The sequence below is a fragment of the Serratia sp. (in: enterobacteria) genome (genome assembly GCF_046715635.1).
GTDB lineage: Bacteria > Pseudomonadota > Gammaproteobacteria > Enterobacterales > Enterobacteriaceae > Chania.
In genome coordinates this window covers 1-7,664 of record NZ_JBKJYW010000009.1, presented here as the reverse complement: position 1 = coordinate 7,664, position 7,664 = coordinate 1, and the positions used below count along the sequence as shown (strand labels likewise).

Genomic DNA, 7,664 nt, shown 5'->3' with positions numbered 1-7,664 from the left:
TGCAGCGCACGGCGATCCAAGGCAGCCCGTCGATGCTGGCGGCCATCAGCCGTGAATGGGTACGGGGTGCCGACGTAGTGGAAGAGCAGGTACACCCGTTCCGCAAATACTTTGAGCAGTTGCAGATTGGTGAAAGCCTGCTGACCGCCCGCCGTACCATTACCGAAGCCGATCTCGTGAACTTTGCCTGCCTGAGCGGCGATCACTTCTACGCGCATATGGACAAGATCGGCGCGGCGGAGTCACTGTTTGGTGAGCGTGTGGCCCACGGTTACTTTGTGGTTTCTGCTGCCGCCGGGCTGTTTGTCGATCCGGGCGTCGGGCCGGTGATTGCCAACTACGGCATGGAAAACCTGCGCTTTGTCGAGCCGGTGAAGATTGGCGATACCATTCAGGTGCGCTTGACCTGCAAAAAGAAAATCCGCAAGCCGCAAAAAACTGCCGAGGATCGCCCGCATGGCGTGGTGGTCTGGGATGTGCAGGTGCTTAACCAGCATCAGCAGGCGGTGGCGCTGTACAGCATTCTGACGCTGGTGGCACGCCAGGAAGGGGATTTCAACACGGCGCAGTAGGGCTGGATCGTCGGGGGCATCATGTTAAGATGCCCTCATTGTTTGCTGAAATTATCACTCATGACTATTCAACAGCTTAGCCTCAATGGCTTTCGTTCCATCCGCAATGTGCAGCTCACCCTTGGCCGCGTGAATGTGATCAGCGGCCCAAACGGTTGTGGTAAATCCAATCTGTATAAAGCCGTGCGGCTGATCCACGAGGCGGCTTGTGGTCGGCTTTCTTCCGCCTTGGCAGAAGAGGGCGGTATCCAGAATGCGATGTGGGCGGGCGGAGCACGCTTGGGTGATAAACGCGGCGATCCCAAACGGATGATCCTGTCTGCCACCCTGGAGGATTTTGATTATGAAATCCAGCTCGGTTTTCCCCCACCTGATTATGAAATCCAGCTCGGTTTTCCCCCACCTGATAATGACGAGAAGGATCCGAGCCTGTTTACGCTGGATCCGCTGGTCAAGCGGGAGTCGCTGTGGTTGAGTGGGCATGGGCGGCGGAATTCGATGCGCCTGCTGGAGCGCGTCAATCAAACCGCATTTCTCACCAACGTGCAGGGGGAGCGGGCTGCCTATCCCGCCGTGTTGTATGCGGAAGAGTCAGTATTTGGTCAGTTGTCCGATCCGCATCTTTATCCCGAGCTATCACAGGCCAGGGAAATTCTGCGTCAGTGGCGTTTTTACCATGAGTTTGCGGTTTGGCCTGGCTCGCCGTTGCGTGTGCCCCAGATCGGCATTCGTGCCCCGGTGCTGGCGCATGATGGCAGTAACCTTGCGTCGGCATTTAGAACCATTCATGAGGTCGGTAATCGCGCTTTGCTGTATGAAACATTGGCACAGGCTTTCCCTGATTCAACGTTTAAGGTGCAGGCACCGCAAGGACGATTCCAGTTGGTGATGCATCGCGAGGGGATCCTGCGGCCACTTGAGGCCGCCGAACTCTCCGACGGTACGCTGCGCTTTCTGTGCCTGGCGGTAGCGATGCTCAGTCCAAGACCTCCGGCCTTTATGGCATTGAACGAGCCGGAAAACAGTCTGCACCCGGATTTATTGCCCGCGTTGGCACAGTTGATCGCCGAGGCCAGCCGTTACAGCCAGTTGTGGGTGACCAGCCATTCTCCGTTACTGGCGGGTTTGATCGCTGAACATTGTATCGTGACGCATTACCAGCTCTCTCAACAACAGGGCGAAACCGTGGTGGAACAGCAAGCCTGAACCTAGAGGCTGCTGCAAACCCGGTTTTTACCGCCTTTTTTCGCCGTATACAGGGCCTTATCCGCCACGCTGACCAAGCTCAACGGCGTATCGTTATACGGATGCGGGACTTTAGCACTGGCACCAATGCTGGCGGTGATAATCCCCAGCGGACTGCCTGTGTGGGCGATCCTCAACTGTTGGATGCCCTCCAGAACCCGTTCGGCAAAGGCGATGGCGCCTTGAAGATCGGTATCCGGCAAAATGATTGCCAGCTCCTCACCGCCGTAACGCGCCATCAGATCGCCAGGGCGGTTGACCATGCTTTGCAGCATGCGGCCTAACTGCTGCAAACACCGATCGCCAGCCACGTGGCCGTAGATATCGTTAAACTGTTTAAAATAATCAATATCCACCATCAACAGGGCTACGCTGCGATCGTTGCGTGCCGCCCGTGTCATTTCGTTTTTCAGCGCGATATCAAACTGGCGGCGGTTGGCCAGGCCGGTCAAGCCATCTAGCAAGGCCAGTTCTTCTAGCGTGTGGTTCATCAACGTCAGTTGATCCCGGGTGCGCACCAGCTCGACTTCGGTCTGTACGCTGTGGTTAATCTGACGTATCAGCACCAATCCCAGGGCCAGCAGTATGGACAGCAGGACTCCTCCACCGAGTGCAAAAAGTGACGCATCACTGCGCCAGTCGGCGAGCACGTCTTTTTTCGATAGCCCGGCGGTGATCACCAGCGGATAACGAGCAACCTGCGAATAACCATAAACCCGTTCTACATTGTCGAACTGTGAGACCTGGGTGACGTTGCCAAAGGGGGAGTGCGGCAGAACGTCGCGGAATAAAATGCTATGGGAGATGTTTTTACCGATGGCCTCCTCGTTGTACGGGCGGCGGTACAAAATGGTGCCGTCGGCCAGTACCAGGCTGAGGGAGGCATTGTTGTTAAGGGCAAAGGTGTTGTAAAACTGGCGGAAATAATCGACATACAGCGTGGCAATCACCACGCCGGCGAAGCTGCCGTCCACATGGTTCAGGCGGCGCGAGATCGGGATAATCAAATCGCCGGTCGAGCGGCTGCGGATCACTTTGCCGATATAAATCGTATTATTGTTATGAGTGACGTGGTATTTAAAGTACGCCCGGTCAGCATTATTGGCATGGCTGAGGGGCTTACCATTGGACGTCAGGATCCCGTTGCCTTGGGCATCATAGACAAAACTGCCATGCAGTTGCGGGAAGTTACTGGCCTGAGTCTGCATGACTTTTTGCAGGCGTAAACGCTGAGATTCGCCTAACCCATCGGTTTCAATGCGTTCGCTGAGATCGCTCAGGTTATTGTCTACCTGCGCAAAGCTATCTTCGGCATGCTGTGCCAGCGAGCGGGCCAGATTCTCTGAGTCATTTGCGGCAATTTGCAGGTTGCGTTGATGAGCGTTCCAGATTTGCCAGGCATTGAACATGATCAGGGTGAACACGACGATAATCACAAACACGCCAGCCTGATAGAGTAACGGCGAGTTTTTCTTTTTCCCGGGGAATTGCTGTTTTTGGGGCGGGAGCTGTGGTGCTAGCATAGCATTCCTGTCATGGAATTAGTTGGGTACGGGGATTGCGAACAATCTTAACCCTTATACTTCCGTCTTGCATGTTTCGTTATATTTCCAGGATATGTTCAGCATAATTTGGCCCCGGGGAGGCGCATGGCAGCACTATCTGATGCAATGTTGCAGGTTTTACTGACGCTGGCGGTATATTACCCGTTTACGCTCCTGGCGCTGGCCGGGTTGATGATTGTCGCGTTCCAGCGGCGCAGATCGCCTTTCTGGCGGTTGGCTCTGATAGTGTTGCTGATGTTGTTTGTGTTGTTCTCACTGGTGGCTTATAGCTGGCATCGTTAGTGCTGAGCAGTGCCTGCCCTTAGGAACAAGGCACTGCACCCATGTGGCTATTCAACGTTGACCATCCAGTTGACGCCGAACTTATCGGTCAGCATGCCAAAGCCCTTGGCCCAGAAGGTCGATTGGAAAGGCATGGTGATACTGCCACCTTGGGCTAGCCGGTTAAACACCTCCTCACCTTGCTCGACGTTCTCACTGTGGATCGACAGTGAATAACCACTATGTGTCGGCCCACCTGGCTCGGACGGGCAACCGTCCGATGCCATAATGACGTTATCCCCAATCACCAGCCTGGCATGCATAATCGAGTCAGGGTCGGTATTGGGCGGGCCATTTTGCTGTTCCTCTGCCGGAATATCTTTGTAACGCATCAAGATTTCTATATTGCCGTTTAACTGTTGGGCATAAAAATTCACCGCTTGCTCACAGTTACCGGCAAAAAACAGATAGGGTTGAATCAACATAATTGCTCCTCTTTCATCCCATGCTCGTCAGGACGGCATGAGACAGATATAACTTATTGAAACTTCACCAGTATTAGATTGGCAATGTTGCTGAATTGGTAGGGGCGGCGCATGCTTAACAGCGGGGCCGAGGAAAGCCAAAATAGAATAAAACGTTCTAGCCAGGAAGGGTCGGCAACTTTTACATAAACAACAGCGAAGCGGAGCCATCCCATACGGCGGCCAGGGCATAGACCAAAACCAAAAACAGCATGAAAGGGGGGTTGCTCATGGTGCCATCCTCGGTCAACGTTCAGTTGAGCATCATTCAGTATAGCTGATTCTCACCGCTCAACATGACAATTCGATGAAAATTGCACAAATTTCACCCAGTGATTTTCAGACTGCAAGAGGTAGGTAACTCGCTGATTTTTGACTATAGTAGTAAGGTACAGAGACGTAAATACTGTCAGAGGGTGGTCTCTGACGGAAAACGTCTTGATAATGCGGTTGCCAGCAAGTTCGGGCAACGGGTCAATTAGGGAGAGTAAAAATGGGTATCATTTCCTGGATCGTTTTTGGGTTAATCGCTGGTATTTTAGCCAAGTGGATCATGCCGGGTAAAGACGGCAGCGGCTTTATCATGACCGTGATCCTGGGTGTGGTGGGTGCCGTTGTCGGCGGTTATATCAGCACCTTCTTCGGTATGGGCCGGGTCGATGGCTTTAACCTGGGCAGCTTTGTGGTTGCCGTTATCGGTGCTCTGGTGGTGCTTTTTGTCTACAGAAAGATCAGAAGCTAAGCCGGGTTCGATCAACTGGGGTCGCTGCGGCGGCCCTTTTTCTTTTAAATGCGATGAGCGTACAGCGTTCTGAGAAGAGGATAGCAATGGGATTATTGGATGGGTTAGTCGGGGCATTGAGCGGTGGCAAAGGCATGGATTACAGCGCCATCTTGCAGTGGGTGGAACAGCAAGGGGGCTTGCCGGCCATTCTGGACAAATTCCGCCAGGGAAATTTGGCGGACATTGTCGCCTCCTGGATCGGCACGGGTGAAAACCAGCCAATCAGTGGTGAACATGTTGAGCAGGCGTTAAGCACCGATGCTATTGCACAGCTGGCTGGCAAATTGGGGATCGATCCGGCGCAGGCTGCTGCCCTGATTGCCCAGTATTTGCCGATGATCACCGACAAACTGTCACCCAATGGCCAAGAGCCACAGGGCGGCGATCTGATGAGCGCCGGCATGGATTTGCTGAAAGGCAAACTGTTCGGCTGATATGAGGCTGTGTCCCTTAATTGCACGTGAGTGCCGCTGGAGGTCATTTGGACGCGTTGCAAGGCACGAGCCGTGAAGTTTGGTGGGCCCAAATAAGCGGGGAGTAACGCAGATACGCGTTCAAATGGCCCCAGCCCGAAGGGGCGCACCCCAAAAGCCCGTACGCAGCGTTGTCGGGCTTGAACTTAGACCCACTAGGCCCTGCACCCTCCGCCTTGATTACGGGCTTTTGGGACTGCGACGGCACCACGGTCAATTGAGGGACACAGCCTAGCCCTCCGGTTTCTGGCCGGAGGGGGGTTATTACAGCGTCAGCATAATTTTACCGATATGCGCACTGGACTCCATCAAGGCATGGGCCTGTGCGGCAAGTTCTAGCGGGAAAGTCTGGAAGATCTGCGGTTTTAACGCCCCACGTTCCAGCAACGGCCACACCTTCAGCTCCAGTTCGCCAGCGATCTGGGCTTTATCTTCCACACTACGCGCCCGCAGCGTTGAGCCGGTATGGGTCAGGCGCTTAAGCAGCAGTGGCATCAGGTTCAGTTCTTTCACTACGCCGTTTTGCGTGCCGATCTGTACGATACGCCCGTCCATTGCGGCGGCGCGGTAGTTCTTCTCCACGTAATCCCCCGCGATCAGATCGACGATGACATCGGCCCCTTTCCCATTGGTGGCGGTTTTGGTCAGTTCGACAAAATCTTCGGTGCGGTAGTTGATGGCGACGTCGGCACCCAACGCCAGGCTGGCCTCTCGCTTCTCTTCTGAGCCAACGGTAGTAATGACATAGGCGCAGAAGGCTTTGGCCAACAGGGTCGCGACCGTGCCAATCCCAGATGTGCCACCGTGGATGAGCACGGTTTCCCCTGCCTGAAGATGGCCACGTTGAAAGACGTTGACCCAAACGGTGAAGAAGGTTTCTGGTATGGCGGCGGCTTCTATCATGCTAAAGCCTTGGGGGACCGGCAGTGCATTGCTTTCATGCACCTTGCAGTACTCGGCATAGCCACCACCGGCGATCAGCGCACACACGGCGTCGCCGGGCGCATAACGTTGTACCCCAACGCCAACGGCCACCACCGTGCCAGCAATTTCCAACCCGGGAATGTCCGAGGCACCCGGAGGTGGGGCATATTGTCCACGGCGTTGCATCACATCCGGGCGGTTGACGCCTGCGGCAGCGACTTTCACCAGTATTTCTCCCTGGGCCAATACCGGCAACGGGCGTTCCGCACTCACCAGAACCTCTGGTTTGCCCGGCTGGCTGATTTCGATAACTTTCATGCTATCAGGTAGTGGTGCATTGGCTGACATGCCGTTCTCCTTGATCAATCTGCGTATTCGGGGTATTCCCGGCGGGATTATCTTATACAGATAGCAGAGTTGGCATGTGCGCGAAAGGGCGGTTTTACATAGATAAGCAGGGATGCCGCCGCAGAGGGGGCATAGGATCAGTCGTTTGGCGGAATACGAAAACCTTTCAGCGAGACGATAAAGTGCTTTTTGCCTTTGGAAATCTTGGCGCCTTGATCGCACCACAGACTGGCGAGTTGGAAGAAGTCGTCGCTGTCAATATCATAGGCCAGCTCAATCTTTTTCGCCGATCCAGAGCGGATCAGCGTCTCTGCCTGTTGGTGGTTAATGGCTTTTACGGTGTTCATAACGAAATCCTTGGTGTTAACCCGGTGCGGATAGTCGCCAATCATCATATGGCTGGATTGTGACATTTTTGTGATGAAAATATGACGCGGGGCCATTCTGCGGCTCGGCGCTTGTTTTCTCATGACCCTGTCACAGGTTATATTTGGTGGTGGGCAGGTTCGGATCTAGTATGTGGGTAAATCATTTTACCCGACATCGGACAATGACCATCAAAGTGCGTAAACAGACCCTGCGTCAGCGGAGCTATCAGCTGTTGTTTGGTAACTACATGTCGCAGGAGATGCAACGTTATCGGGAGCAGCGCCATTGTGTGCAATGCGAACGTGGCGGCCATGAAACCGAGGCGAAGTTTTGTAAATTTTGCGGGGCTGCGTTACCACCATTGTCAGTGAAATCCACAGGATAACGCCGATAATTTCGCCAGCGGGGAGCAAATTCTGTGCGTTCGCTCTCCCTTTCCAGCCTCACGAGCTAAAAAGAGTTGCTATTATATGCCCGACATGAGTTAATGATTCTCGGCCTGTGGTACAGACCTATTTATGCACGACATTTTGAGTAAAGTAGTTCAAATTTAAAGCGTTATCCTTGATAGCTCTTCACTGACGAATTTCCTTTCTAGT

10 protein-coding genes are annotated in these 7,664 nt (G+C 53.9%); 6 read left to right on the top strand and 4 right to left on the bottom strand.

Annotation, left to right across the window (positions count from 1 at the left end):
* On the top strand, window positions 1–572 hold a 572-nt coding region (locus ACLQ7H_RS00445), incomplete at its 5' end, for a MaoC/PaaZ C-terminal domain-containing protein (RefSeq protein ID WP_411750973.1).
* Between the two features lie 60 nt (window positions 573–632).
* The gene (locus tag ACLQ7H_RS00440) at window positions 633–1,778 is read left to right on the top strand and encodes an AAA family ATPase (RefSeq protein WP_411750972.1); all 1,146 of its coding nucleotides are present in this window, start codon (window positions 633–635) and stop codon (window positions 1,776–1,778) included.
* Window positions 1,779–1,780: 2 nt separating this feature from the next.
* Here the strand turns inward: ACLQ7H_RS00440 and ACLQ7H_RS00435 are convergent, their stop codons facing one another.
* Window positions 1,781–3,340 (bottom strand): diguanylate cyclase, encoded by a 1,560-nt coding sequence (locus ACLQ7H_RS00435; RefSeq protein ID WP_411750971.1) that lies wholly within the window; start codon window positions 3,338–3,340, stop codon window positions 1,781–1,783.
* Between the two features lie 126 nt (window positions 3,341–3,466).
* Here ACLQ7H_RS00435 and ACLQ7H_RS00430 point away from each other — a divergent pair, with 126 nt between their 5' ends.
* Window positions 3,467–3,664 (top strand): hypothetical protein, encoded by a 198-nt coding sequence (locus ACLQ7H_RS00430; protein ID WP_411750970.1) that lies wholly within the window; start codon window positions 3,467–3,469, stop codon window positions 3,662–3,664.
* A 47-nt stretch (window positions 3,665–3,711) separates the two neighbouring features.
* Here ACLQ7H_RS00430 and ACLQ7H_RS00425 read toward each other — a convergent pair whose 3' ends face one another.
* Window positions 3,712–4,128: a VOC family protein gene (locus ACLQ7H_RS00425; RefSeq protein ID WP_411750969.1), complete on the bottom strand. Its 417-nt coding sequence runs from the start codon at window positions 4,126–4,128 to the stop codon at window positions 3,712–3,714.
* Window positions 4,129–4,660: 532 nt separating this feature from the next.
* Here ACLQ7H_RS00425 and ACLQ7H_RS00420 point away from each other — a divergent pair.
* Both ACLQ7H_RS00420 and ACLQ7H_RS00415 read left to right on the top strand, forming a co-directional pair.
* On the top strand, window positions 4,661–4,909 hold the full coding sequence (locus tag ACLQ7H_RS00420) for a GlsB/YeaQ/YmgE family stress response membrane protein (RefSeq protein ID WP_411750968.1): 249 nt from the start codon (window positions 4,661–4,663) through the stop codon (window positions 4,907–4,909).
* Between the two features lie 86 nt (window positions 4,910–4,995).
* Window positions 4,996–5,385, top strand: a complete 390-nt coding sequence (locus ACLQ7H_RS00415; protein ID WP_411750967.1) for a YidB family protein — start codon at window positions 4,996–4,998, stop codon at window positions 5,383–5,385.
* Between the two features lie 303 nt (window positions 5,386–5,688).
* Here the strand turns inward: ACLQ7H_RS00415 and ACLQ7H_RS00410 are convergent, their stop codons facing one another.
* Window positions 5,689–6,696, bottom strand: coding sequence for an NAD(P)H-quinone oxidoreductase (locus tag ACLQ7H_RS00410; protein WP_411750966.1), 1,008 nt, complete (start codon window positions 6,694–6,696; stop codon window positions 5,689–5,691).
* A 137-nt stretch (window positions 6,697–6,833) separates the two neighbouring features.
* Entirely contained in the window at window positions 6,834–7,043 is a 210-nt protein-coding gene (locus ACLQ7H_RS00405) for a hypothetical protein (RefSeq protein WP_021805739.1), read from the bottom strand.
* Window positions 7,044–7,213: 170 nt separating this feature from the next.
* Between ACLQ7H_RS00405 and ACLQ7H_RS00400 the strand changes: the two genes are divergently transcribed.
* Complete coding sequence (locus tag ACLQ7H_RS00400) at window positions 7,214–7,450, top strand: hypothetical protein (protein WP_411750965.1); 237 nt, start codon at window positions 7,214–7,216, stop codon at window positions 7,448–7,450.
* Window positions 7,451–7,664 lie beyond the last annotated feature (214 nt).

Bases quoted from the DNA above. Each gene is read 5' to 3' on its own strand.
- ACLQ7H_RS00440 (WP_411750972.1), top strand. From the start codon at position 633: ATGACTATTCAACAGCTTAGCCTCAATGGCTTTCGTTCCATCCGCAAT.
- ACLQ7H_RS00435 (WP_411750971.1), bottom strand. From the start codon at position 3,340: ATGCTAGCACCACAGCTCCCGCCCCAAAAACAGCAATTCCCCGGGAAA.
- ACLQ7H_RS00430 (WP_411750970.1), top strand. From the start codon at position 3,467: ATGGCAGCACTATCTGATGCAATGTTGCAGGTTTTACTGACGCTGGCG.
- ACLQ7H_RS00425 (WP_411750969.1), bottom strand. From the start codon at position 4,128: ATGTTGATTCAACCCTATCTGTTTTTTGCCGGTAACTGTGAGCAAGCG.
- ACLQ7H_RS00420 (WP_411750968.1), top strand. From the start codon at position 4,661: ATGGGTATCATTTCCTGGATCGTTTTTGGGTTAATCGCTGGTATTTTA.
- ACLQ7H_RS00415 (WP_411750967.1), top strand. From the start codon at position 4,996: ATGGGATTATTGGATGGGTTAGTCGGGGCATTGAGCGGTGGCAAAGGC.
- ACLQ7H_RS00410 (WP_411750966.1), bottom strand. From the start codon at position 6,696: ATGTCAGCCAATGCACCACTACCTGATAGCATGAAAGTTATCGAAATC.
- ACLQ7H_RS00405 (WP_021805739.1), bottom strand. From the start codon at position 7,043: ATGAACACCGTAAAAGCCATTAACCACCAACAGGCAGAGACGCTGATC.
- ACLQ7H_RS00400 (WP_411750965.1), top strand. From the start codon at position 7,214: ATGTGGGTAAATCATTTTACCCGACATCGGACAATGACCATCAAAGTG.